Annotated in this window: 26 protein-coding genes; 20 read left to right on the forward strand and 6 right to left on the reverse strand. The window is 70.4% G+C overall.

The window, feature by feature from the left end:
- The first annotated feature begins 87 nt into the window (after positions 1-87).
- The 11 genes from rplS to LV79_RS27020 all read left to right on the forward strand — a co-directional run bounded on the left by rplS (position 88) and on the right by LV79_RS27020 (position 11,041).
- Positions 88-447, forward strand: a complete 360-nt coding sequence (gene rplS / locus LV79_RS26965) for a 50S ribosomal protein L19 (RefSeq protein WP_253841028.1) — start codon at positions 88-90, stop codon at positions 445-447.
- A 1,014-nt stretch (positions 448-1,461) separates the two neighbouring features.
- The gene (gene lepB / locus LV79_RS26970; protein ID WP_253841218.1) at positions 1,462-2,310 is read left to right on the forward strand and encodes a signal peptidase I; all 849 of its coding nucleotides are present in this window, start codon (positions 1,462-1,464) and stop codon (positions 2,308-2,310) included.
- 22 nt (positions 2,311-2,332) lie between these two features.
- Positions 2,333-3,307, forward strand: a complete 975-nt coding sequence (lepB, locus tag LV79_RS26975) for a signal peptidase I (RefSeq protein ID WP_372495468.1) — start codon at positions 2,333-2,335, stop codon at positions 3,305-3,307.
- A 9-nt stretch (positions 3,308-3,316) separates the two neighbouring features.
- Positions 3,317-4,204, forward strand: coding sequence for a signal peptidase I (gene lepB / locus LV79_RS26980; RefSeq protein WP_253841029.1), 888 nt, complete (start codon positions 3,317-3,319; stop codon positions 4,202-4,204).
- Complete coding sequence (locus LV79_RS26985; protein WP_372495470.1) at positions 4,201-4,950, forward strand: ribonuclease HII; 750 nt, start codon at positions 4,201-4,203, stop codon at positions 4,948-4,950. The genes lepB (LV79_RS26980) and LV79_RS26985 overlap by 4 nt, the downstream gene beginning before the upstream one ends.
- A gap of 39 nt (positions 4,951-4,989) precedes the next feature.
- Positions 4,990-5,313 carry a DUF2469 domain-containing protein gene (locus LV79_RS26990; protein ID WP_104482061.1) on the forward strand — a complete coding sequence of 108 codons (324 nt, stop codon included), beginning with the start codon at positions 4,990-4,992 and terminating at the stop codon, positions 5,311-5,313.
- A gap of 161 nt (positions 5,314-5,474) precedes the next feature.
- A complete protein-coding gene (locus LV79_RS26995) occupies positions 5,475-5,831 on the forward strand; it encodes a YraN family protein (RefSeq protein WP_253841030.1) in 357 nt (118 codons plus the stop codon).
- Entirely contained in the window at positions 5,831-7,345 is a 1,515-nt protein-coding gene (locus LV79_RS27000) for a YifB family Mg chelatase-like AAA ATPase (protein ID WP_253841031.1), read from the forward strand. Before LV79_RS26995 ends, LV79_RS27000 begins: the two co-directional genes overlap by 1 nt.
- 173 nt (positions 7,346-7,518) lie before the next feature.
- Positions 7,519-8,643, forward strand: coding sequence for a DNA-processing protein DprA (gene dprA / locus LV79_RS27005; protein ID WP_253841032.1), 1,125 nt, complete (start codon positions 7,519-7,521; stop codon positions 8,641-8,643).
- Positions 8,644-9,294: 651 nt separating this feature from the next.
- Complete coding sequence (locus LV79_RS27015) at positions 9,295-10,134, forward strand: tyrosine recombinase XerC (RefSeq protein WP_372495487.1); 840 nt, start codon at positions 9,295-9,297, stop codon at positions 10,132-10,134.
- Positions 10,135-10,204: 70 nt separating this feature from the next.
- Positions 10,205-11,041: a FliA/WhiG family RNA polymerase sigma factor gene (locus LV79_RS27020; RefSeq protein WP_253841033.1), complete on the forward strand. Its 837-nt coding sequence runs from the start codon at positions 10,205-10,207 to the stop codon at positions 11,039-11,041.
- Between the two features lie 57 nt (positions 11,042-11,098).
- On the opposite strand, the gene LV79_RS27025 is transcribed toward LV79_RS27020, so the two are convergent.
- Entirely contained in the window at positions 11,099-11,635 is a 537-nt protein-coding gene (locus LV79_RS27025) for a M23 family metallopeptidase (RefSeq protein WP_253841034.1), read from the reverse strand.
- A 359-nt stretch (positions 11,636-11,994) separates the two neighbouring features.
- On the opposite strand from LV79_RS27025, the gene rpsB reads away from it, so the two are divergent.
- The 5 genes from rpsB to LV79_RS27050 all read left to right on the forward strand — a co-directional run bounded on the left by rpsB (position 11,995) and on the right by LV79_RS27050 (position 16,076).
- Entirely contained in the window at positions 11,995-12,840 is an 846-nt protein-coding gene (gene rpsB, locus LV79_RS27030; RefSeq protein WP_253841035.1) for a 30S ribosomal protein S2, read from the forward strand.
- A gap of 73 nt (positions 12,841-12,913) precedes the next feature.
- The gene (gene tsf / locus LV79_RS27035; RefSeq protein WP_253841036.1) at positions 12,914-13,732 is read left to right on the forward strand and encodes a translation elongation factor Ts; all 819 of its coding nucleotides are present in this window, start codon (positions 12,914-12,916) and stop codon (positions 13,730-13,732) included.
- An 85-nt stretch (positions 13,733-13,817) separates the two neighbouring features.
- Positions 13,818-14,543, forward strand: coding sequence for a UMP kinase (pyrH, locus tag LV79_RS27040; RefSeq protein ID WP_285470667.1), 726 nt, complete (start codon positions 13,818-13,820; stop codon positions 14,541-14,543).
- A gap of 43 nt (positions 14,544-14,586) precedes the next feature.
- Positions 14,587-15,144: a ribosome recycling factor gene (gene frr, locus LV79_RS27045; RefSeq protein ID WP_253841037.1), complete on the forward strand. Its 558-nt coding sequence runs from the start codon at positions 14,587-14,589 to the stop codon at positions 15,142-15,144.
- A gap of 80 nt (positions 15,145-15,224) precedes the next feature.
- Positions 15,225-16,076 carry a phosphatidate cytidylyltransferase gene (locus LV79_RS27050; protein ID WP_253841222.1) on the forward strand — a complete coding sequence of 284 codons (852 nt, stop codon included), beginning with the start codon at positions 15,225-15,227 and terminating at the stop codon, positions 16,074-16,076.
- On the opposite strand, the gene LV79_RS27055 is transcribed toward LV79_RS27050, so the two are convergent.
- Positions 16,073-16,924, reverse strand: a complete 852-nt coding sequence (locus LV79_RS27055) for a VOC family protein (RefSeq protein WP_253841038.1) — start codon at positions 16,922-16,924, stop codon at positions 16,073-16,075. The genes LV79_RS27050 and LV79_RS27055 overlap by 4 nt on opposite strands.
- Positions 16,925-17,051: 127 nt before the next feature.
- On the opposite strand from LV79_RS27055, the gene LV79_RS27060 reads away from it, so the two are divergent.
- Both LV79_RS27060 and LV79_RS27065 read left to right on the forward strand, forming a co-directional pair.
- On the forward strand, positions 17,052-17,819 hold the full coding sequence (locus LV79_RS27060) for a class I SAM-dependent methyltransferase (RefSeq protein WP_253841039.1): 768 nt from the start codon (positions 17,052-17,054) through the stop codon (positions 17,817-17,819).
- Positions 17,820-18,292: 473 nt separating this feature from the next.
- Positions 18,293-19,459, forward strand: a complete 1,167-nt coding sequence (locus tag LV79_RS27065) for a S8 family serine peptidase (protein WP_253841040.1) — start codon at positions 18,293-18,295, stop codon at positions 19,457-19,459.
- A 3-nt stretch (positions 19,460-19,462) separates the two neighbouring features.
- Here the strand turns inward: LV79_RS27065 and LV79_RS27070 are convergent, their stop codons facing one another.
- The gene (locus LV79_RS27070) at positions 19,463-20,011 is read right to left on the reverse strand and encodes a PadR family transcriptional regulator (protein WP_253841041.1); all 549 of its coding nucleotides are present in this window, start codon (positions 20,009-20,011) and stop codon (positions 19,463-19,465) included.
- A 216-nt stretch (positions 20,012-20,227) separates the two neighbouring features.
- On the opposite strand from LV79_RS27070, the gene LV79_RS27075 reads away from it, so the two are divergent.
- Together LV79_RS27075 and rlmN are read left to right on the forward strand one after the other, a co-directional pair.
- Positions 20,228-20,770 carry a hypothetical protein gene (locus tag LV79_RS27075; protein WP_253841042.1) on the forward strand — a complete coding sequence of 181 codons (543 nt, stop codon included), beginning with the start codon at positions 20,228-20,230 and terminating at the stop codon, positions 20,768-20,770.
- Between the two features lie 24 nt (positions 20,771-20,794).
- The gene (gene rlmN / locus LV79_RS27080) at positions 20,795-21,901 is read left to right on the forward strand and encodes a dual-specificity RNA methyltransferase RlmN (RefSeq protein WP_253841043.1); all 1,107 of its coding nucleotides are present in this window, start codon (positions 20,795-20,797) and stop codon (positions 21,899-21,901) included.
- Positions 21,902-22,096: 195 nt separating this feature from the next.
- Here rlmN and LV79_RS27085 read toward each other — a convergent pair whose 3' ends face one another.
- The 3 genes from LV79_RS27085 to LV79_RS27095 form a co-directional block, all read right to left on the reverse strand.
- Positions 22,097-22,585, reverse strand: coding sequence for a beta-class carbonic anhydrase (locus tag LV79_RS27085; protein ID WP_253841044.1), 489 nt, complete (start codon positions 22,583-22,585; stop codon positions 22,097-22,099).
- 271 nt (positions 22,586-22,856) lie between these two features.
- On the reverse strand, positions 22,857-23,126 hold the full coding sequence (locus tag LV79_RS27090) for a DUF2631 domain-containing protein (RefSeq protein ID WP_253841045.1): 270 nt from the start codon (positions 23,124-23,126) through the stop codon (positions 22,857-22,859).
- A gap of 110 nt (positions 23,127-23,236) precedes the next feature.
- Positions 23,237-23,506 carry a GlsB/YeaQ/YmgE family stress response membrane protein gene (locus LV79_RS27095; RefSeq protein WP_253841046.1) on the reverse strand — a complete coding sequence of 90 codons (270 nt, stop codon included), beginning with the start codon at positions 23,504-23,506 and terminating at the stop codon, positions 23,237-23,239.
- Positions 23,507-23,713: the final 207 nt, after the last annotated feature.

Raw genomic sequence — 23,713 nt, forward strand, 5'->3', positions numbered from 1 at the left:
CAAGCCCACCCGAGCCAGGCAGTTCGGCACGACGCCGCCCTGGCCGGGACGTACGAGCATCGTGACGAAGACGAGGACGGACTACCGATGAACACCCTGGATGCCCTGGACGCCAAGTCGCTGCGTTCCGACATCCCGGACTTCCGCCCGGGTGACACGCTCAAGGTCCACGTTCGCGTCATCGAGGGCACTCGCTCGCGCGTCCAGGTCTTCCAGGGCGTGGTCATCCGGCGCCACGGCGGCGGGATCCGGGAGACCTTCACCGTCCGCAAGGTCTCCTTCGGTGTCGGGGTCGAGCGCACCTTCCCGGTGCACACCCCCAACATCGCCGAGATCGAGGTGGCCCGCCGCGGTGACGTCCGCCGCGCGAAGCTGTACTACCTGCGTGAGCTGCGCGGCAAGGCCGCGAAGATCAAGGAGAAGCGGGAGCCGCAGACCGCTTCCTGACGCGGTCAGCACACCCGCTCACGTACGCTCGTCTGCGTGGTCGACCGCCCTCCTCACCGTGTGCCACCGGACGCCGTGGCAGAGTCGGAGCACTCCCGTCGGGAGGCGGTCGACCGTACCCGTGAGCCTGAGCGCGCCCCTGGCGCTGACCAGGGCATCCAGCACACGGAGCCGATCAGCAAGCGCGGCGCGAACGGGCACCGGGTCAACGGCGCGCCGGTGGCCAAGCCACCGGTGAACGGCACCCCGGTCAACGGGGCCAAGGTCAACGGCAAGCCGGTGCCCGCGCGGGAGAACCGCACGGAGCCGATCCGCCGCAAGCCGCCGGTGCCCGAGGTCCCCGACCTGCCCGAGGTGGCCCCCGCCGACCCGGAGTTCTGGTTCGGCTCGCCGCTGCCCGACGAGGCTCCGGCGCGTCCCCCGTTGCCCCCCGTGGTCGAACACCGGGGTCCTCAGTCGTCCGGGTACACCCGTCCGGGGGGTAGTCCGCCGCCACCCCGCGTTGGTCCGGTGCCGCCGGGCCCGGGCGAGCATCATGCGGGGATGGTGCCGACCGACGACACCGACGAGACGATCCCGGTTTCGCGGAACACCCACTCCCCGACGCGGACCGATCCGCCCCCGACCCGCCTTCCCGGTGGCTCTAGGTCCGATCTGCCCGTTGTCGGCCCCCAACGCCGTCCCGACTCGCCGTCGCGGACAGACCTACCTGTCGCTGGTCACAACTCGCGGCAGGACCTTCCCGCTGCCGGGCCCCAGCGGTCGTCGCGATCTGACCTCCCTGTCGTGCCCGATGTCGTCTCGGTGCCTCCTCCGCGTACCGACGCCCCTGCCGGACCGTCCGTGCAGCTCTCGGAACTGGTAGAGCCACCGGACTGGGAAGTGCAAGAGGCCGAGGAGTCTGCCAAGGCCAAGCCTGCGGCAGATGTACCTGACGTCGACCTGACCGCGCTCATCCCGCGCGTTCGTGCTCGTGCGCAAGAGATCCCGGTCAAGGGCTCTAGGCGCAGGAGGGTGAAGACAGAGGAACGCCCCAAGGGTGGACGGCACCGCCGTCCCCCGCGTAGGCAGCCGTTGTGGCGCGAGATCCTCACCCTGGTCGCGGTCGCGTTGCTGCTGACGTTCCTCATCCAGCACTTCATCGGCCGCGTCTACTCGATCCCCTCGGGGTCCATGGAGCAGACGCTGCACGGGTGCCCCGGGTGCAGCGGCGACCGCGTGTTCGTGGACAAGGTCGTCTACGTGTTCCGCGATCCGACGCCCGGTGACGTCGTCGTGTTCAAGGGCCCCAACACGTGGACCGAGCACGACGCCGACATGGAGGACAGCGGCAACGCCGTCACCCGCGCCCTGCGCTACGCCGGGTCGTTCATCGGCATCGCCCCACCGGACGAACGCGACTTCGTCAAACGGGTCATCGCCGTCGGCGGGCAGACCGTCGAGTGCTGCGACGAGCAGAACCGCGTGCTGGTGGACGGCAAGCCGCTCGACGAGCCCTACATCTACTGGGAGAACGGCAACCCCAACTCGCAGAAGGACTTCGCGAGGGTTACCGTGCCCGAGGGCACGCTGTGGGTGATGGGCGACAACCGCAACAACTCCAGCGACTCGCGCTTCCAGGGGGGCGGCGGCGTGCGCGGGGTGGTCCCGTTGGGCAAGGTCATCGGCAAGGCCCGCTACATCGTGCTGCCGCCCTCGCGCTGGCGCGGGATCGGCGACCACAACCCGCAGGCGGGCCCGGAACTGTCCGCCGCCGGGTGGCACCAGGGGGTTCCGCTCGGGGTCGGCCTCGCCGCGGCCTGGCCGCTGCTGTGGCTGGGTCGCCGCGTGAAGGACGCACTCACACCAAGGAAGGCTGAGTAGCTTGTCGGACGCACACGGTGTCGTGCCAGGGGACGGACGCGGCACCGAGGACCTCGACGTCGTGGAACCGGACGCCAGGTCCGAATCCGCCACACCACGGGCGACACCGGACAGCCAGACACCCGACAGCCAGACACCTGACAGCGGGGCACCGGGGCACGAGACCGGGGCGGTGGCGACCGACACCGAGCGGCCACCGAAGAAGAAGCGCCCGTTCTGGGTGGAGCTGCCGATCCTGATCGGTGTGGCGCTGGTGTTGACGATCGTCATCCAGTCGTTCATCGCGCGGGTGTTTGTGATCCCGTCGGAGTCGATGGAGCAGACCCTGCACGGCTGCAACGGCTGCGAGGGCGACCGGATCCTGGTCGACCGCGTCGTCTACTACTTCCGGGACCCCGAACCGGGTGACGTGGTGGTGTTCAAGCGGCCCGACACCTGGGACGCGGACGGGCCGGTCACCCGGTCGGGGAACGCGTTCGTGGCGTGGATGCAGGACTTCGGGTCCCAGTTCGGGCTCGCCGAGCCGAGCAACGAGGACGTGGTGAAGCGGGTCATCGCCGTCGGCGGCCAGACCGTGGAGTGCTGCGACGCCCAGCAGCACGTGCTGGTGGACGGCAGGCCGCTCGACGAGCCGTACATCAACCGCAGCTACGGCGACGAGGACCAGCGCAAGTTCGACAAGATCACCATCCCGGCCGGGATGCTGTGGGTCATGGGGGACAACCGCAACGCGTCGGCCGACTCGCGCATCCAGGGCGGCGGTGGCTCCAACGGGTTCGTGCCGGTGGACAACGTCATTGGCAAAGCGCGCTACATCATCTTGCCGCCGTCGCGGTGGCGCGGCGTTGGCGACCACAACCCCCAAGCGCTGTCCGCCCCGGCGTGGCAGTCAGGACTACCTGCGGGGATTGGGATCGCGGCGGCGTGGCCCACGCTGTGGCTCGGTAGGCGTCTGCGTTCGGTGCTGGTGCGCGGAACCGACAAGAGCGCCGGATAGGCTGCCACGGTGTCCGACGGACCCACGACGCCGAACGGCGACCAGAGCCCCGACGAGGTCCCCGAGGACGAGCGTCCGAGCGGAAAGCCCCAGCGGGAACGGAAGAAACGCCCGTTCTGGATCGAACTGCCGATCCTGATCGGCGTGGCGCTGGTGTTGACGATCATCATCCAGTCGTTCATCGCGCGGGTGTTCGTGATCCCGTCGGAGTCGATGGAACAGACGCTGCACGGCTGCCCGGGCTGTTACGGCGACCGCGTCGTTGTCGACAAACTCGTCTATACCTTCGGCGAGCCCGAGCCAGGTGAGGTCGTCGTCTTCGGCAGGCCTGACACGTGGAACCGGTCGGAGTTCGTGACCGCCCGCTCCGACAACGGTTTCGTGCGGTGGCTGCAAGGCGTGGGAGCGAAGTTCGGCTTCGCGGCGCCGGACGAGGACGACGTGGTGAAGCGCGTTATCGCTGTCGGCGGCCAGACCGTCGAGTGCTGCGATGACGCTAACCACGTCCTCGTGGACGGTAAGCCTCTCGACGAGCCTTACATCTACTGGGATCCCGAGCGGAACCAGCAACAGGACGAGTTCAAGCCGGTGACGGTGCCCGCGGGCAAGCTGTTCGTCATGGGGGACAACCGCGGCAACTCCGCCGACTCGCGCGTTCAGGGTGGTGGCGGTCAGAACGGGCTGGTGCCCGTGGACAATGTCATCGGCAAGGTGCGCGCGATCATCCTGCCGCCGTCGCGGTGGCAGGGCGTTGGTGACCACAACCCCCAAGCGCTGTCCGCTCCGGCGTGGCAGGCAGGACTACCCGCGGGAGTGGGTGTCGCCGCCGCTTGGCCGACGTTGTGGCTGATCAGGCGATCGCGGGCGCTCTTACCGCAACGGAAGGGGAAAGGGTGACGGGGGTGCTGGACGGTGCGCTGCGGCCACCGCGCGCGGTGCTGCGCCGTGACACCGGCACCTGGGGGTTGCAGACCGCGCTGCACCGGCGCGGGCTCGGCCCGGTCGCCGGCGTCGACGAGGCCGGTCGGGGCGCTTGCGCCGGACCGCTGGTCATCGCCTCCTGCGTCCTGCGCCCTGGTGACGCTGCCCGGCTCGACGGGCTCACCGACTCCAAGCTGATGACCGCCGCGGCTCGCGACCGGATGTTCGACCTGGTCCGCGCCCGCGCCGTCGACTACGCCATCGTGGTCGTGCCCACCGCCGAGGTCGACCAGACCGGCGTGCACTTCGCCAACATCGAGGGCATGCGCCGCGCGGTGGCCCAGCTCGCCACCCACCCGGGCTACGTCCTCGTCGACGGGTTCCGGGTGCCCGGGCTCACCGCGCCGAGCATGCCGGTGCTCAAGGGCGACCAGGCCGCGGCGTGCGTCGCGGCCGCGTCCGTGCTGGCCAAGGTCACCAGGGACCGGATCATGGCCGAGCTGCACGAGGAGCTGCCGCGCTACGCGTTCGACGTGCACAAGGGGTACTGCACGGGCCTGCACACGCGCGCGTTGCGCGAGCACGGGCCGAGCCACGAGCACCGCTGGTCCTACGCGAACGTCGCCGCGGCGGGGGTCGCGCACGGCTTGCGCGCGCCACACCGGGTGGCGCTGAGTGTGGCCGCGACCGCCGTGGTCCAGAATGGTGGACCCCCGCAGTAGCGGGCGGTACAGGTCACGACCAGGAGGGGCGCGCGGCAGATGAGCGCGGAGGATCTCGAGAAGTACGAGACCGAGATGGAGCTGCAGCTCTACCGGGAGTACCGCGACATCGTGGGGCAGTTCGCCTACGTGGTCGAGACCGAACGGCGGTTCTACCTGGCCAACGGCGTCGATGTGCAGGTCCGCGACGCCGACGGCGAGGTCTACTTCGAGGTGCGCATGTCCGACGCCTGGGTGTGGGACATGTACCGGCCAGCCCGGTTCGTCAAGAACGTCCGGGTGATCACCTTCAAGGACGTCAACGTCGAGGAACTGGACAAGCCGGACCTGCGCCTGCCCGAGGACGGCCCGTTCGGCAGCTGAGCCCACCCCGGTGACCAGGACCTGGTCACCGGGGTGAGTTGTCCACAACCCCCCGAGTTGTCCACCGCCGCGAACCACCCCTGGCCGCGCCGGGCCCGCGGGCCGCACCGTCGTGGTGGGCACGGCGACCGCCGTGCCGCACCCCCGCGACGGGAGCGGTCATGGCACGACACCTGCGACTCGGCAGCCGCGGCGAGGACATCGCCGCCCACCACCTCCAGCGCCAGGGCCTGCGCGTCCTGGCCCGCAACTGGCGCTGCGACCTCGGCGAACTCGACCTCATCTGCGCCACCCCGACCCACCTGGTCGTCTGCGAGGTCAAGACCCGCACCAGCACCCGCCACGGCACCCCCACCGAGGCGGTGACCGCCACCAAGGCCCACCGCATCCGCACCCTCACCCACCGCTGGCGCCTGGACACCGGCCACCCCCCGACCCCCACCCGCTACGACGTCATCGCCGTCCTCATCCCGCCCCACGGCACCCCCACCCTCCACCACCACCGCGGGATCCTCTGATGGTGCTCGCCCGTGTGTGGTCGGTGGCGCTGTCCGGTGTCGACGGGATCCCGGTGGAGATCGAGGCGGACATCGGTGGTGGGCGCCCTCGGACCCAGATCGTCGGGTTGCCCGATGCCGCGTTGAACGAGGCCAAGGACCGGGTTCGGGCGGCCGTTCGCAACAGCGGACTGGAGTGGCCCGATCAGTTGGTGACCTTCGCTCTGTCTCCGGCTGACCTCCCCAAAGGTGGCTCCGGCTATGACCTGGCACTCGCGCTCGCCATGCTCGTCGCGGACAACAAGCTGCCTGGCGAGGCCATCGCCAGCACGGTCCTGCTTGGCGAACTCGCACTGGATGGGCGACTACGTCCTGTCCGAGGCGTTCTGCCCTGTCTGCTGGCCGCCCGCCGCGCGGGACTGAGCCGGGTCGTCGTCCCCGTTCCTGTCCTCGCTGAGGCCTCCTTGGTCACCGGGCTGGAGGTCCTGGGTGCCAACACCCTCGCGGAAGTGGTGGCGTGGACTCGGGGCGACCAGGTCACGCTCCAGTCTCCAAGCCCGCTCGTCGCGCCGCCAACCAACGATCAGCCTGATCTGGCCGATGTCGTCGGCCAGCCGGAGGGGCGATGGGCGCTGGAGGTCGCGGCCGCCGGTGGTCACCACGTGCTGCTCGCGGGTCCACCGGGCACCGGCAAGACCATGCTGGCCCGCCGCTTGCCTGGCTTGCTGCCTGAGTTGACGCCGGATCAAGCTCTTGAGGTAACCGCGATCCATTCGGTGGCGGGTTCGCTTGCAGCCGATTCCCCACTAGTCGCAGCACCCCCGTTCTTCGCGCCGCACCACACCGCGTCTATTGCGGCACTCGTTGGTGGCGGCTCAGGACTTGCGAAACCGGGCGGAATTAGCAAGGCGCATTTCGGTGTGCTCCTTCTTGACGAGGCTGCCGAGTTCGCGGCTGATCGGCTTGAGGCGTTGCGGACGGCGCTTGAGGAGGGGGAGATCCGGCTCGCCCGGCGGGACGGGATTGTCGCTTATCCGGCGAGGTTCCAGCTCGTGTTGGCGACGAACCTGTGCCCGTGCGCCCCGCCGCGGGATCTGGATTGCGTCTGCCCGCCGCAGGTGCGCAGGCGCTACATCGCGAAGTTGTCGGGGCCGCTGCTCGACCGCGTGGACATCCGGGTTCGGATGCGGCCGATCACGGCGATGTCGTTGAGTCTCGACTCGGCGCCGGAGGACACCGCCACTGTGCGGGCCAGGGTGGTCGAGGCGCGGTGCAGAGCCGCCCAGCGGTGGTCCGAGCACGGTTGGCGGACCAACGCGGAAGTACCCGGACCGACGCTGCGCCGCGAGTTCGCGTTACCGAGGGAAGTCACCGCGCTCCTGGACCGCTCGCTGTCCACGGGCGCGATCACCGCGCGCGGCGCGGACCGGTGCCTCCGGGTCTCCTGGACGCTCGCTGATCTCGCGGGTGAGCCTGCACCGACCCGTGACCACGTCGTCGCGGCGTTGAACTTCCGCGAACGCAAAGTCGCCTGATTCCACCATTCCCTGATTTCGATCAACCACTTGTATGAGGAGTACTCCCATGAGTTGTGTCTTGTCGCCATCGTTCCCCGTTGTCGGCGAATGGCGTGTGGTGTCGACGCGGTCCGGCGCCATCCGGCTTGCCCTGGTGCTTCCGCGGCGCCGAGCGGTGCGGGGGAGGGGCCGTGGATGACATCCGGTTGGCCCGCGCGTACCTGTCCCGCGTCGCGGAGCCGCCAGCCGTCGCCTTGGCCGCGTTCGTCGACGAGGTCGGACCGGTTCGGGCCGCCGAGTTGGTGCGCGCGGGCGACGTGCCGGACGCCGTTCGGGACGAGACGTCGGCGCGGGCGGGCCAGGACCTCGTCGCCGAAGACCTCGCCACGGCGGAGCGAGTCGGCATGCGGCTGGTGATCCCCGAGGACGAGGAATGGCCGGCTTGGCCGTTGCTGTCGTTGGCCAACGCCCACGGGCGCGGGTTGCGGTGGGCCGCGCCACCGTTGGCGCTGTGGGTCCGAGGGGCGGCGAAGCTCGACGAGGCGATGCAACGGTCGGTCGCGATCGTCGGCGCGCGGGCAGCAACACCGTACGGCGAGCAGACGGCGGCCGAGTTCGCCTACGACCTCGCTGGGCAGTCGGTCACCGTGGTCTCCGGGGCCGCCTTCGGCATCGACGGCGCCGCCCACCGCGGTGCGCTCGCCACCGACGGCAAGACGGTCGCCGTGCTCGCGTGCGGCGCCGACGTCAGCTATCCGGCCGCCCACACGACGCTGCTCGGCCGGATAGCCAGGGACGGCGCCATCGTCAGCGAGTACCCACCGGGCACCACACCGGCCAAGTACCGGTTCCTGGTCCGCAACCGGCTCATCGCGGCCCTGGCCGTCGGCACGGTCGTCGTCGAGGCGGGGCGCCGCAGCGGTGCCCGCAACACCGCCAGCTCTGCCGCCGCCCTGGGCAAGCCGGTCCTGGCGATCCCCGGACCGGTCAGCTCGCCGATGTCGCAGGGCTGCCACGACCTGATCCGGGCAGGCACAGCCACCGTCGCTACCTCCGTGGCCGACATCCTCGAGGCCATCGGCGCGATCGGCGACCTCGCCGAATCGGACGCCTCGCCATCCCGGCCCACCGACGGCCTCGGACCGCAGGCGATCCAGCTCCACGACGCCCTCCACCGCCGGACGCCGCACTCACCGGAGCACCTGTCCCACCAGTCCGGCGTGCCGCTCGACCGCGTCCGCGCGCTCCTGCCTGAGCTGGAACTCACCGGCTTGGCGGCCGAGACCGAGGAGGGGTGGGTGAGCGCCACTGCATAACGCACCCGTCGGCCCACCTGGCTCGACGTCTCGCCGGACGTGCTGCCAGTCGTGGGGGGCCGGATCCGCTCAACGCCCACGACGGCCGCAGGGTCCACGGCAGCCGGGTTCCGCACCTGCTCGGGCAGCGGTAGTTGATGTTCGTGGCCCACCGGGGTGTGGCGATGCTTGACCCGGTCGGGTCCGTGCCTCAGCGTGGCGGGGGTGTCGCGCGCTCCTCGTCGAAGTACTCGGGTGGACCTGCTCGCGATCCGGGACCGGCTGCCCGAGCCGGTGCGGGTCGCGCTGGTGGCGTACGAGCGGCACCTGACCCACGAGCGGGGGCATTCCCCCCACACGGTCCGCGCCTATCTGGGGGACGCCGTCTCCCTGTTGGGCTACCTGGCCGGAATCAGCCCCGCCGACGCCTCACGATCGGGTGAATTCAATCCACCGTCGGGCGATGACCGCGCGGTCGGGGGGTCGGCGGAACCTGAGGTCAGCGGGGGTGGTGGAGACGCGACCACAGCAAGTCGCATTCTGCAACTCGCGCCCGAGGTGGGAAACGACGACTCCGTTCCGTACGACCATGGTCACCGTGGCGACACAAACCCGACCGCTGACCCCCCCACCGGGGAATCAGACCGCGACCTCCACGCGTTGGACCACGACGTGGCCGTGACGCGGACGACCGCCCCTCCCAGCCCCGACGGCACCCACCCCGGTGTCGCGGGTTTGGATGACGTCGAGGTGGGGTTGCCTGGGTTGCGGGCTTGGTTGGCCGCTCAGCGCGAGGCGGGGGTTGGGCGGACGACGTTGGCTCGGCGGGCGGCGGGGGCTCGGGGGTTCACCGCTTGGGCGCATCGGGAGGGGTATCTGGCGGCGGACGCGGGGGCTCGGTTGGTGGCGCCGCGGCGGCAGCGGAAGTTGCCCTCGGTGTTGCGGCAGGACCAGGCGGACGAGGTGATGTCGGCCTCAGCGGCGGGGGCGCGGGAGCTTGATCCCGTCGCGTTGCGTGACCACGCGGTGGTCGAGTTGCTCTACGCGACCGGGGTGCGGGTGTCCGAGCTCTGCGGACTGGACGTGACCGACCTTGACCTGGGTGGCCGGGTGGCCCGGGTGTTCGGCAAGGGGGGCCGCGAACGGGTGGTCCCGTTCGGGGTACCCGCCGCCGCGGCGGTGGCGACCTGGCTCGACCAGGGCCGTCCGTCCCTTGTCCGAGCGGATTCCCCCCGGGCACTGTTGCTGGGAACTCGTGGCGGACGCCTCCACCCGAGTGCCGTACGGCGTATCGTGCAGGGTGTGACGACCGCCGTTCCGGGTGCCGATGGCCTCAGTCCGCACGGCCTTCGTCACTCAGCGGCGACACACCTGCTCGAAGGAGGTGCTGACCTTCGTAGCGTCCAGGAGTTACTCGGTCACGCTACGCTCTCAACGACGCAGCTCTACACCCACGTGACCGTCGAACGGCTGAAGGCGATCCATGACCGTACCCACCCCCGTTCCCGATGACCGCGGGAATGGCGCCCGGGCATCGGCGCGGCCATCGCGGGCAGGCGGGTCCGCTGGACCGGCGGACCAGGTGAGCGCCCCCGCCGCCCCGTACGGAGCGGGCCAGCCCACCGGGGTGCTGCCCGGCGACCACCGCACCGCCGACGACGTCGAGGCGGGCATCGTCGCGCTCTGGCGCCGCTTCGGCGTGGCCCGCGAGCAACTCCTGCGCGACCGGCTGGTGCTGCACTACGCCCCGCTGGTCAAGTACGTCGCCGGTCGGGTCGGCACCGGCCTGCCCGCGCACGTCGACGTCTCCGACCTCATCCAGTCCGGCATCTTCGGCTTGGTCGACGCGATCGAGAAGTTCGAGCCCGAGCGCGGCCTCAAGTTCGAGACCTACGCCATGCAGCGCATCCGCGGCGCCATCCTCGACGACCTGCGCGCCCAGGACTGGGTGCCCAGGACCGTGCGCGGCCGGGCCCGCGAGGTCGAGCGCGGCATCGAGCGGCTCGGCGCCAAGCTGCAGCGCACCCCGAACGACTCCGAGCTCGCCGACGAGCTCGGCCTCAGCGTCGGCGAGCTGCGCGACGTCTACGCGCAGCTCCAGCTGACCAGCGTCGTCGCGCTCGACGAACTGGCCGCCGCTGGGCGCGGCATCAACTCCCTCGCCGACGTGCTGGAGGACGAGGCCGCCGAGGACCCGGTCGCGCTGCTCGTCGACCAGGACAACCGCCGCCAGCTCGCCGAGGCCATCGGCCTGCTCGTCGAACGCGACCGGGTGGTGGTGACCCTCTACTACTTCGAGAACCTCACCCTGGCTGAGATCGGCCGCGTCCTCGGCGTCACCGAGTCCCGGGTCTGCCAGCTGCACACCAGGGCCGTGCTCCGGCTCCGCGCCAAGCTCATGGAAACCGCCGACGCCTGACCCGTCGATCGCCTCCCGATGTCTGACCTCCTCTCGCATCGATACCGATGAAGCTCATCAACCGACTGTGCTCCAGCCGTCCGGGACGGGGAGCAGCCGGACCCGGGGCCGGTGCAGGGCGACCAGCGGGTCCAGGTACTCCTTGCCCCGCCGCAAGCCCCAGTGCAGGCAGGCGGCCGCCGCGCACCCGGGGTTGCCCGCCGCGAGCCGCCCGATCGGCTCGCCCCGGCGCACCCACGCCCCGGTCACCACCTCGGGCGTCACCGGCTCGTAGGTCGTCCGCAGCCCGCCGCGGTGCTGGACCGACACCACCTCCCGGCCGACGACCACCCCCGCGAACGCCACCACGCCGTCGGCCGCCGCGAGCACCGGCTCACCGACGGCGCCGGGTAAGTCGACACCCCGGTGACCAGGCCCGTACGGGTGCGCGGGTGCCGTGAACGGCCGCGACACCGCGCGCGGCGGCATGAGCGGCGACGAGAACACCGCGGGCGGGTGCACGGCAGGCGCCGCGACGACCTCGCCGGTCCACACACACGACAGCAGCAGCCAGCAGACCGCCAGGAGCCCGAGTTTTCGCAGGTAGGAGCGCATGTGACCACCCTGCCCGGGGGTGGCGCGGACCTGCCAGGCCCGGTTCTGGCCTGTGGACAACTCGGGCCCTTGTGGATGGGAACGATCCGAGTCGGACCCCCGCGGACAGCGGGCGTACACTTTCCCCGCGTCCTGTGGTCACCACTGGGCGACTTCGCGTGCCAGTGCGCGTCCGCGTTCCCCCCCGGGTAACGCGGTCACCGACGCCCGGCGGTCTCGATGGTGGTGCTCTCTCCATCGGGTCCGGGCGTCCGCACGGCACCAGGGCAGTGGACCCACCGGGTCCACGGCGACAACCGCGACCGCGTGCTCGGCCCAACCAGCCGGGCGCGCCCGAACGAAGAGGTGCGTAACCGGCCATGGCCGTCGTCACCATGAAGCAGTTGCTGGATTCCGGCGTGCACTTCGGGCACCAGACCCGCCGCTGGAACCCGAAGATGAAGCGCTACATCCTGACCGACCGCAACGGTATCTACATCATCGACCTGCGGCAGACGCTGACCTACATCGACCGCGCGTACGAGTTCGTCAAGGAGACCGTCGCGCACGGTGGCTCGATCCTGTTCGTCGGCACGAAGAAGCAGGCGCAGGAGGCCATCGCCAACGAGGCCAAGCGCGTCGGGATGCCGTTCGTGAACCAGCGCTGGCTGGGCGGCATGCTCACCAACTTCTCCACCGTCCACAAGCGCCTGCAGCGCCTCAAGGAGCTCGAGGCGATGGAGCAGACGGGCGGTTTCCAGGGTCTCACCAAGAAGGAGATCCTGATGCTCACCCGTGAGAAGGACAAGCTCGACCGCACCCTCGGCGGTATCCGCGACATGGCGAAGGTCCCCTCCGCCATCTGGATCGTGGACACCAAGAAGGAGCACATCGCGGTCGGCGAGGCGCGCAAGCTGCACATCCCGATCGTGGCGATCCTGGACACCAACTGCGACCCGGACGAGGTCGACTACCCGATCCCGGGCAACGACGACGCGATCCGCTCGGCCGCGCTGCTGACCAAGGTCGTCGCCGAGGCCGTCGCCGCCGGTCTGATCGCCCGCTCCGGCGCGCGCAACGGCTCCGACAAGCCCGAGGCCGCCGCCGAGCCGCTCGCCGAGTGGGAGCAGGAGCTGCTCGCGGGCGCCGAGACCGCCGCCGCTGACGGCGAGCAGGCCACCGCCGCGGTCGCCGAGGCGACCACCGAGGCCCCGGCCGAGTCCTGATCAGCACGCCCCGGCGGGTGAGTCACCCGCCGGGGTCCCACGCGCGTACCCGAAGAAGGACGGAAAACGCACGATGTCGAACTTCACCGCGGCCGACGTCAAGAGGCTCCGGGACCTGACCGGCGCCGGGATGATGGACTGCAAGAAGGCGCTCACCGAGACCGACGGCGACTTCGATAAGGCCATCGAGATCCTGCGCATCAAGGGCGCCAAGGACGTCGGCAAGCGCGCCGAGCGCGCCACCGCGCAGGGCCTGGTCGCCGCCGACAGCGGCGTGCTGGTCGAGCTGAACTGCGAGACCGACTTCGTGGCCAAGAACGAGGAGTTCCAGGAGCTGGCGGACAAGGTCGTCGCCGCGGCGAAGTCCTCCGGCGCCACCGACGTCGACGCCCTCAAGTCGGCCCCGCTCGGCGGTGGCACCGTCGACGAGGCCGTGCAGGCCCTCTCGGCCAAGATCGGCGAGAAGCTGGAGCTGCGCCGGGCGGTCAACTTCACCGGCACCGTCAGCACCTACCTGCACCGCCGCTCCTCCGACCTGCCCCCGGCGGTCGGCGTGCTGGTCGAGTACACCGGTGACGGCGGCGACGAGGTCGCCAAGCAGACCGCGCAGCAGATCGCGGCCATGAAGCCGAGCTACGTCACCCGCGACGAGGTCCCCGCGGACGTCGTCGCCAACGAGAAGCGCATCGCCGAGGAGACCGCCCGCGAGGAGGGCAAGCCGGAAGGCGCCCTGCCCCGCATCGTGGAGGGCCGGGTCAACGGCTTCTACAAGGACGTCGTGCTCCTGGAGCAGTCCTCGGTGTTCGACTCGAAGAAGACCGTGAAGGCGCTGCTGGACGAGGCGGGCGTGACCGTGACCCGGTTCGCCCGGTTCGAGGTCGGCCAGTCCTGACCCGCCCGCGGCACCTGGAGTGATTAGGGTTGTGCCCCGCCCTCGGATCCCCGAGGGCGGGGCATAGTCACGAGGAGGGGTCTACGTGACTCAGAACGGCAGTTTCCGCCGCGTGCTGCTCAAGCTCGGCGGCGAGATGTTCGGCGGCGGGAAGATCGGCGTCGACCCCGACGTGGTGCTGACCGTGGCCAGGCAGGTCGCCGACGTGGTGCGGGGCGGTGTGCAGACCTCGATCGTGATCGGCGGCGGCAACTTCTTCCGCGGCGCCGAGCTCAGCCAGCGCGGCATGGACCGCGACCGCGCCGACTACATGGCCATGCTCGGCACCGTGATGAACTGCCTCGCGCTCCAGGACTTCCTGGAGAAGGAGGGCATCGACACCAGGGTGCAGACCGCGATCACCATGGGCCAGGTGGCCGAGCCCTACATCCCGCGCCGCGCCGAGCGGCACCTGGAGAAGGGCCGCGTGGTCATCTTCGGCTGCGGGGTCGGCATGCCCTACTTCTCCACCGACACCGCCGCCGCCCAGCGCGCGCTGGAGATCGGCTGCGACGTGGTGCTGATGGCCAAGGCGGTCGACGGGGTCTACGACGCGGACCCGAAGACCACCCCGGACGCCAAGATGTTCACCGACATCACCCACCGCGAGGTGCTCGAGCGCGACCTGAAGGTGGCCGACGCGACCGCGTTCAGCCTGTGCATGGACAACAACATGCCGATCATCGTGTTCAACCTCCTGACGGAGGGGAACATCGCCCGCGCGGTGCGTGGTGAGAGGATCGGCACGCTGGTCAGTACGCCGACCGCGTGACCCCGCCGCGACCGGTTCGCCGCGAGATGGACAAGGAGCCCCCTTGATCGACGAGACACTCCTCGACGCCGAGGAAAAGATGGAAAAAGCGGTGTCGGTGGCCAAGGACGACCTGGGCGCGGTGCGCACCGGCCGGGCCTCGCCCTCGATGTTCTCCCGGATCACCGCCGAGTACTACGGCTCGTACACCCCCCTCAACCAGCTGGCCAGCGTCGCCATCCCCGAGCCCCGGCTCGCGGTGATCAAGCCCTACGACGTGAGCTCGCTCAACACCATCGAGAAGGCCATCCGCGACTCGGACCTGGGCGTCAACCCCAGCAACGACGGCACGGTGATCCGGGTGGTCATCCCGCAGCTCTCGGAGGAGCGCCGCCGGGAGATGGTCAAGGTCGCCAAGACCAAGGGCGAGGACGCCAAGATCTCCATCCGCAGCGTGCGCCGCAAGGCCAAGGAGGAGCTCGACCGCCTGGTCAAGGACGGCGAGTCCGGCGAGGACGACGTGGCGCGCGCCGAGAAGGAGCTGCAGAACCTGACCGACAAGTACGTCCACCAGGTCGACGAGTTGGTCAAGCACAAGGAAGCCGAGCTGCTGGAGGTCTGACCTCCGCGCACGGACGAGGGAACGCGATGGTGGCCGGACCCGTTGGGGAGCTGGAGCATGACTCGGTCGGGGACCGGCTGGTGAGCGCCGAGGGCGCGGGCGGCCCGGCACCGGCGCGCACCCCGCGCGCCGGGCGGGACCTGCCCGCCGCGATCGGGGTCGGGGTGGCGCTCGGCGCGATCATCCTGACCTCGCTGTTGACGGTGCGGCACACCTTCGTCGGCGTGGTGGCCCTCGCGGTCGCGGTGGCGACCTGGGAGCTGGTCGGTGCGCTGCGCCGCGGCGCGGGTGTCGAGGTCGCGGTCTGGCCGGTGCTGCTCGGCGGGCAGGCCATGGTGTGGCTGTCCTGGCCGTTCGGCCGCGACGGGGTGCTCGCCGCGTTCGTCGTGACGATCCTGGCGTGCTTGCTGTGGCGGCTGCGCGGAGGCGTGACCGGGTACTTGCGCGACGCGTCGGCTTCGGTGTTCACCGCCGCGTACGTGCCGCTGTTCGCGTCGTTCGCGGCGATGCTCGTGCTCCCCGCTGACGGCACCTACCGGGTGCTGTGCTTCCTGATCCTGGTGGTCAGCTCGGACACCGGCGGCTACATCGCCGGTGTGCTGTTCGGCAAGCACCCGATGGCACCGACGATCAGCCCGAAGAAGTCCTGGGAGGGCTTCGCCGGGTCGCTGGTCGCCGGTGTCGTCGCGGGGGCGCTCACGGTGACCCTGATGCTCGGCGGCCAGTGGTGGCAGGGCGTGGTGTTCGGCGCGGCCCTGGTGGCCACCGCGACGCTGGGCGACCTGGTCGAGTCGGTGATCAAGCGGGACCTGGGCGTCAAGGACATGGGCACGCTGCTGCCCGGTCACGGCGGGCTGATGGACCGGATGGACTCGCTGCTGCCCTCGGCCGTCGTGTCCTGGCTGCTGCTGCGCCTGTTCGTGCCCAGCTAATCGTCGTAAGGGTCGTCGACCTCGGCGCCGATCTCGTCCTCCGGCACGACGCTGAGCGCCAGCGAGCGGTCGAGCACGGTGAACTCGGCGCCGGTGACGTCCCGCAGGACCGCGGCGCGACCGTAGGGCGAGTCGAACGGCGGCACGGTGATCCGCCCGCCCAACCGGGCCGCGAGCGCGGCGGTGGCGTCGGTGCCGACCTCCGGGTCGACCTCGAAGAACACCATCCAGTACGGGCGCTGTCCGGCGGGGAACTCCGGGCCCATGCGCAGCCTGCCGAGCAGCTCGTCGCCGCTGAGGCGCCAGGTCGTGTAGTCGAAGGTGTCGCCGTCGCCGATCTGCGTCTGCTCGAAGCCGAACAGGGCGCGGAAGAACTCGTCGGCGGCGGGGCCGTCCCAGGTGTTGAGCTCGGCCCAGGTGAAGGCGCCCGGGAAACCGGTGCCCAGCTCCCAGCCGTGGTCTTGGCGCCAGAAGCCGATCGGGCCGCCGCTGGGGTCGGCCGCGATGAGCAGCCCGCCTTGGCCTTCGATCTCCCTCGGCGCGGTGAGGATCTGTCCGCCTAGGTGGAGAACGCGCTCGGCAGTGTTACCCGTGTCGTGGATCGTTAGGTACAACGTCCAGAGGCTGGGTTGTCCGCCTTGTGGTGTGTAGAGGCCCGCGACGGAGACGTCGTCCATGTAGGCCATGACGTAGCCGTCGTCGCCAACGCGGTAGGTCCACCCGAACAAGCCTCGGTAGAACTCGCTGCTGGCCGTGGGATCCGGGGTGGCGACCTCGACCCAGCAGGGTCTGCCCGGCGTACCGTCGGGTAATTCCTCCAGGGCGCTGATCGCGTCGGTTGGCATCATGGCGACCTCCTCCCGCGTCCCCTGACACTAACCCGATCGGGTGGCTCCGTCAGCCGCTGCCGGGTGGTGATCTTCCCAGCGTTTCAGCAGGCGACGCGCGGGGCACGAGATGTGCTTTCCTTGCCGCATGAGCCTTGCGGGCAGGGGGTTGGTGGCACGGGCGCGGGAGCGGCTGACCACCTCGCTGCGCGCGGTCCAGGTGCTGCCCAGCCCGAACATCTGGCACTGGCCGCAGGTCTACGAGGCGGAGAACCGCGCCCAGGACGTCGACGGCGCGGTGTGGACGGTGCTGGACGGGCTCACTGACTGGACCGGCGACGTCTTGGACGTGGGGTGCGGCGACGGCTTCCACCTGCCGCGCTTCGCCGAGCGGGCCGCGACGGTGCTCGGCGTCGAACCGCACCCCCCGCTGGTCGAGCGCGCGAAGGCACGGGTCGAGGGCCTGACCGGGGTGTCGGTGGCGCTCGGGTCCGCGCAGGACATCCCGGCGGCGGACGCCAGCGTCGACGTCGTGCACGCCAGGACGGCCTACTTCTTCGGCCCCGGCTGCGAACCCGGCCTGCGGGAGGCGGACCGGGTGCTGCGCCCGGGTGGGGCGTTGGTCGTCGTCGACCTCGACGCGGCCCACCCGCCCTACGGCCGGTGGATGCGCGCCGACCTGCCGAGCTACGACACCACCGAGGTCGACCGCTTCTTCGAGATCTCTGGCTTCGAGCGCCACCGGGTCGCGACCCGGTGGCGGTTCGCCGACCGAGAGACGCTGGAATCGGTGTTGCGCATCGAGTTCTCCGCCCCGGTCGCGGCCCGCGCGATCGCGGACACGCCCGGGCTCGAGTTCGCCGTGGGCTACCGGGTCCTGCTGCGGCGCAAGCCCCGCGGGCTCATCGTCGGCTGACTGGGAAAAGATCAGGGCCCGGATCTTTCCCCACAGGATTGTTCACACCACCGGCGTCCGACATCGTCTCCTTGCACGTCGCGGCGCCCTGTCCGCGACGTGCCCAACAGGTTGGAGAGCTGATGCGTTCCCTGCCCCGTTGTCTCCTTCTCTTATGCCTTGTCGCGCTACCGCTGAGCGGCGCCGTTGTGGCGCAAGCAGCCCAGGCACCTGTGGTCGCTGCGGCTAGGCCGATTCCAGGTTCTTACATCGTTGTGCTGGCGCCATCGGCAGCCCAACCCGAGCGCACGGCCACAACGCTGACCCGGCGCTACGGAGGCGTGCCCCAGTCGTACTACCGCAGCACCCACTATGGCTACGCGACCCGCGGCCTCAGTGCGGCCCAAGCAACCAGGCTGGCCGCGGACCCTCTGGTGCGCACGGTCTATCAAGACGGCACCACTCGCGCGGCCCAGTCGGCTGTCCCTTGGGGCTTGGACAGGCTCGACCAGCGGCAGTTGCCGTTGGACAACCGCCCGTTCAGCTCTCGTGGCGGTGCGGGGGCGACCGCGTACCTGATCGACTCGGGGATCACGCTCAACCAGAACGAGTTCGGTACCCGCGCGCGCGTTGGTGCTGACTTCCTCGGTGGCTCCGGGATCGACTGCAACGGCCACGGCACACACGTCGCGGGCACGGTCGGCGGTAAGACCCATGGTGCGGCCAAGGAGACTTCCCTTGTCGCACTGCGGGTCCTCGGGTGCGACGGCCTCGGCCGCGACTCGCACGTGCTCGACGCGGTCGAGTGGGTCACCCGCAACGGCACCCGCCCCGGCGTGGTGGCCATGAGCGTGACCATGGACCAAGCCGGGTTGGGTGACGAGGCGGTGCGGCGCTCGATCGACGCCGAGTTCACCTATGTGGTCGCCGCGGGCAACGACGGCGCGGACGCCTGCGGGTTCGGCCCCGGTCAGACGGCCGAGGCGATCACGGTCGCGGCGACCGACCGGACGGACACGCGGCTGCCGTCGTCGAACTACGGCAGGTGTGTCGACTTCTTCGCGCCCGGCGGCGATATCCCCTCACTCGGGCGCAATGGCCAAGAGGTGAGGTTGTCCGGCACCTCTATGGCTGCCGCGCACGTGACCGGGATCGTCGCCGGTTACCTCGCTCGCAACCAGTTCGCGATGCCGTCGGATGTGCGCAACGCCCTCAGCAGGGCAGCGGTACCGGGCGCCGTTCAGGCTCCTGGCGAAGGCAGCCCTAACCAGTTGGCCAACGTGGCCTACCCGATGGACCCCGAGGTGCCCACCTGCCGCGGTGGCGCTAACACCACCGATGTGGCGATCCCCGACAACGGCACGGCGGTGACCTCGACGATCCTGGTGAGCGGCTGCCCGCCCACCGGCGCCCCTGGCCGCGTCCGCGTCTACCTCGACCACCCGGACGTCAGCGACCTGCGGATCGATCTCGTCGACCCGCTCGGCCGGGTGTTCGAACTGGAGCAGATCGGGGGTGACGACGGTTCGGGCGCCGTGCGCCGGATCTACTCCGTGTCGCCGCCCGGTGGTGACCGCAACGGCTCGTGGACGTTGCGCGTGACCGACCTGGCCCGCGGTGACGCCGGACGGCTCGACCAGTGGGTGTTGTCGTTCGGCTAAGAGCTACTCGGCGTCTTCCTCGGTGGGGGTCTCCTCACCGAGGAGGGCGTAGAGCTCCCGCCGCGCGGTGTTGAGGATGTGGGTCGCCCGGGCCTTCTGGTCCGAGCTCGCCGCCTGCGACACCGTCATCGCGGCCGCGGCGAGCTGCCCGAGGGCCTCCCGCAACGTGACCTCGGCGCGGTCGACGCCCGCGGCGGCCTGCTCCCACGGCGGGGTGTCGAGCCGCGCGGCGACGGCGGTCCCCTCCTCGGTGAGCTGGAACATCCGCTTGCCGCCGTCACCCTCGACCGCGGCGATCAGGCCCTCGTCGGCCAGCAGCTGCAGGGTCGGGTACACCGAGCCGGGGCTGGGCTTCCAGAACCCCCCGCTGCGCTCGGCGATCTCCTGGATCATCTCGTAGCCGTGCATCGGGCGGTCGGTGAGCAGCGCGAGCAGCGCGGCGCGCACGTCGCCCCGCCTGCCCCGGCCGCGTCCGTGGCCCCTGCCGTGCCCGCGCCCGAAGCCGAACGGCGGGCCGGGCGGGAACGGGGGCAGCGGGAAGGGCGGGGTCATCTCATCCTCCGGTCCGAAGTCCGCGCCCAGGTCGGGACGGCCGCGGAGGGGGTGGCGGCGCCAAGGTCCGCGCCGGTGCTGGTGTTGGTGGTCGTGTGAGACACGCATTCTTCTCTCCCCTGGAGTGGTGGTCGCGAACCGGTCGCTCGCGATAGCTCAACGATATATCGGAACATGTCGCGATGCAACGACCAATTTCTGTGCCATGATCGGGGGGTGCGGCTGCTGCTCGTCGGATGCCTGATCGCCCTGTCGGCCTGCGCGACGCCGGTCGCCGGGACCCCGGTCGCCGCCGACGTCACGCCGGTCGCCGAGGACAGCGCGGAGGCCAGGTGGATGAACCGGTTCTGCGGCCTGGGCAAGCTGCTGGTCACCGCGGGGGAGACCGCGCAGCAGCCGATCACCTCCAGTGACCCGGTCGAGCTCAAGCGGCAGTTCCTGGACGTCACCGGTCGCCTGGTCGGCGTGCTCGACGCGGCGCTGGCTGACCTGCGCGCACTGCGGCCGTCGCCCGCACCTGAGGTCGACCCGCTGATCCGCCAGCTCACCGAGGCCTTCGCCGAGTCCCGCGCCTCCATCGCCACCGCCCGCGACGACGTGCGCGCGGTCGAGACGCTCACCGTGGAGGTCTTCTCGGCCGCCGCCCAACGCCTCACCACCGCCCTCGGCGGGCTCGAGCGCGCGGTCAAGCTCCTCAAGGCCGCTCAACTGCCACCTGCGCTGGTGGCGGCCACCGACGCCGCGCCCAACTGCCGCTGACCGGCGTGGGACACTGGGGTGGCCATGACCTCACTCCCGCTCGTCTTCGACGCCCCCAAGCGCGGCCTGCCGCCCCGGCACCTGGCCGACCTCACCGCTGAGCAGCGCCGCGAGGCGGTGACCGAGCTGGGCGAGAAGCCGTTCCGGGCCAGCCAGCTCTCCACGCACTACTTCGCCAGGCTGACCGCCGACCGCGCGGCGATGACCGACATCCCCGCCGCCGCCCGCGACCGCCTCGCCGACTCCCTGCTCCCGCCGCTGTTCACCGAACTCCGCGCGGTGACCTGCGACGACGGCAACACCCGCAAGGCGCTGCTCAAGGCGCACGACGGCACGCTCATCGAGAGCGTCCTCATGCGCTACCCCGACCGCGCCACGCTGTGCATCTCCAGCCAGGCCGGGTGCGGCATGGCCTGCCCGTTCTGCGCCACCGGCCAAGGCGGCCTGCAGCGCAACCTGTCCACCGCCGAGATCGTGGAACAGGTCCGCCTCGGCGCCGCCGCCATGCGCGACGGCGACCTGACTGGCGGACCCGGTCGACTGTCCAACATCGTTTTCATGGGCATGGGTGAACCACTGGCGAACTATCGCCGGGTGGTCGACGCGGTGCACCGGATCTGCGACCCCGCCCCGAACGGCTTCGGCATCTCCCAGCGCTCGGTGACGGTCTCGACGGTGGGCCTGGTGCCCGCGATCCGCAAGCTGACCGAGGAGAACCTCCAGGTCCGGCTCGCGGTCTCACTGCACACGCCGGACGACGAACTGCGCGACACCTTGGTGCCGGTGAACAACCGGTGGAAGGTCGCTGAGGTCCTGGAAGCCGCCCGCGGCTACGCCGACAAGACGGGCCGCCGCGTGTCGATCGAGTACGCCCTCATCCGCGACATCAACGACCACCCGTGGCGCGCGGACATGCTCGGCAAACTCCTGCGCAAGCACCTCGGCCAACTGGTCCACGTGAACGTCATCCCCCTCAACCCCACCCCCGGCTCCCAGTGGGACGCCTCCCCGAAGCCCGCCGAACGCGAATTCGTCCGCCGAGTCAAAGCCCAAGGCGTCGAATGCACCGTCCGCGACACCCGAGGCCAGGAGATCGCCGCCGCCTGCGGCCAACTAGCCGCCGAGGGCTGAGCTGGCCTTCATGGAGGGCTGGTGCGAGGACGACGTCCTTGTCCAGTGGGTCGTGGCGATTCGTGACGCGTGAACCGAGGTCGCCTGCGGGATCGCTTCCGTGCGCGCTGCTTCGTGTTCCGGTCATGACCGACCGGTAGGAGCTGGCGAAGCCAAGCCGGGGACGCGACGGGGTGGTCGCGTCCCTCGGCGGGACTACTTGACCTCGTGCAGCTTCCCCGTGGCGACGTCGAAGACGAAGCCTCGGACGGAGTCGGTGCGGGGGATGAAGGGGCTGGACTTGATGCGGGCGATGGACTGGCGGACGTCGGTGTCGAGGTCGGGGAAGGCCTCGGCGGACCAGGCGGGGCGGATGCCGGTCTCGGCGTGGATGCTGTCGCGGAAGTCCTGGTCGGTGAAGGTGAGCATGCCGCAGTCGGTGTGGTGGATGAGGATGATCTCCTGGGTGCCGAGCAGGCGCTGGCTGATGGCCAGGGAGCGGATCTCGTCCTCGGTGACGACGCCACCGGCGTTGCGGATGACGTGGGCCTCGCCCTCGGCGAGGCCGAGCACGCCGTAGACGTTGATCCTGGCGTCCATGCAGGCCACGACGGCGACGTGCTTGGCGGGCGGGAGCGGCAGCGGGCCGGTGAAGGTCTCGGCGTAGCGGGCGTTGTTGGCGAGCAGGTCGTCCGTGACGGACATGGCGGTCTCTCCGGGGGTGCGTCGGATGTGGACCATCCCGGGGTGGCCGTCCGGGATGGTGTGGACGGCGCGGCCACGCGGGTCAGTGCTCCCGCGCGGCCCCCGGACATGCCTCGTCGTAGTGCCGCGGCCGCCGTGATGGCCAGAACGGCTCCAGGTGGTTGGGGCGCATGGCCCACAGCCAACTGCTCTTATGCGCACACCTGCAACGGATGACCACTGGCTGGGCGGCGGCGTAACCACCAATCCGCCCGCTCGTTTGCGCCGAACGCTACCGCCGCCAGGACGTCCGGTTCTTGTGGATCTTCCACGCGACGCCGCCGAGCAGGACCAGGCCGATGCCGCCTAGCCACAGGTCCTCGGTGCGGCCGGTGTGGTTGCCGATCAGCATGAAGAACATCGCCAGCCCGGTGAACACACCCGCGATCAGCGTCCCCTTGGGGAACGACCCGTGCCAGCCCCACTCCGCCGACGGCTCCTCGGCGGGGGTCACGGTGCCCGCCGCGGTGGTCTTCCGCTTCTCCAGCTCCGTGTTCGCCACTGTTCCTCCTGGCCCGTAGTGCGCTGACGCCCCGAATCCTCCCACACCCCGAACAGCCCGAGGGCGCCGTGGTGACCACGGCGCCCTCGGGTGTGACAGGTCTCGCTCGACTACGTCCGTGCCCGGCCGCGACCGGTGACCGCGCGGTAGATCGCGAGGAGGATGATCGCGCCGAGAATCGACAGCAGCCAGGTGCGCAGGTCGAAGAAATTGCCGAGCCCGCCACCGAAGATCGCGTTTCCGATGAACCCGCCCAGAATGGCGCCGACGATCCCGATGAGGATCGTGATGATGATCCCGCCCGGGTCCTTACCAGGCATGATGGCCTTGGCGATGAGTCCGGCGACCAAACCGAGGACGATCCAGCCGAGAATGCCCATCGAAGCTCCTTCCACATGATCGCCGGCATTTCCCGACGATCTTTCCGTGCTGCCGGTGAAGTGCCCGGCGCGAGCGAAGTTCACTCCTTCGGAGCGGAACTTTTTTCGGATTGCGCCGTTCGGCCCAACCTGGACCCGGCTGGGTGTGTCCACGATCGGCGGACATCACCCCGTGCTGGTTGCCGTCCGTGTCCAGTCATCGGGAAC

This window comes from Actinokineospora globicatena (assembly GCF_024171945.1).
GTDB classification, from domain to species: Bacteria; Actinomycetota; Actinomycetes; order Mycobacteriales; family Pseudonocardiaceae; genus Actinokineospora; species Actinokineospora globicatena.